The organism is Streptomyces sp. NPDC043853, from assembly GCF_056436025.1.
In genome coordinates this window covers 1-663 of sequence record NZ_JBWKDJ010000010.1, presented here as the reverse complement: position 1 = coordinate 663, position 663 = coordinate 1, and the positions used below count along the sequence as shown (strand labels likewise).

1 protein-coding gene and 1 rRNA gene are annotated in these 663 nt (G+C 68.8%); both read right to left on the bottom strand.

The genetic code is table 11. The features are described 5' to 3' along the window. Window positions 1–346: hypothetical protein (locus AC067U_RS24550; protein ID WP_478831911.1), on the bottom strand; the 346-nt coding region annotated here is incomplete at its 3' end. A 226-nt stretch (window positions 347–572) separates the two neighbouring features. After that, window positions 573–663: ribosomal RNA gene (gene rrf, locus AC067U_RS24545) — 5S ribosomal RNA — on the bottom strand; the annotation flags it as partial.

The window sequence follows — 663 nt, the reverse complement described above, 5'->3', positions numbered from 1 at the left end:
CGGGGACGGTCACCACGGTCATCACGACGGAAGGACGGACGGTCACCGCGGTCCCCCCGGTCGTCACGGCGGGGGTAGCTCGGACGGTCGCCACCGCGGTCGTCGCGGCGGTAGCCGCCACGGTCGTCGTCACGACGCGGGTAGCTCGGGCGCTCACCACGGTCGTCACGACGGGGGTAGCTCGGACGGTCGCCCCGGTCGTCACGGCGCGGGTAGCTGGGACGGTCACCACGGTCGTCGCGACGGAAGGACGGACGGTCGCCACCACGGTCATCGCGGCGGTAGCCACCACCGCCGGCCGGCCGGCCACCACGGTCGTCGCGACGGTAGCCGCCGCGGTCGTCACGGCCCCCGCGGTAGCCGCCCCTGTCACCACCGTCGTTGCGACGAGGCTCGCGCTCCGGACGATCGTCGGGAGAGTTGGACATGGGTGTGACTCCTGTCTTCGGGGTACCGCTAGTCATTCTCGCGCAACCAGCCCATGGCCGCGCTTCGGCGTAAAGCGTGCAAAAACAAAAAGGACCCTTGGTCCTCAGCGTGAACGCTGAGGACCAAGGGTCCTTTGAAAGATTGTTCGGCGGCGTCCTACTCTCCCACAGGGTCCCCCCTGCAGTACCATCGGCGCTGAAAGGCTTAGCTTCCGGGTTCGGAATGTAACCGGGC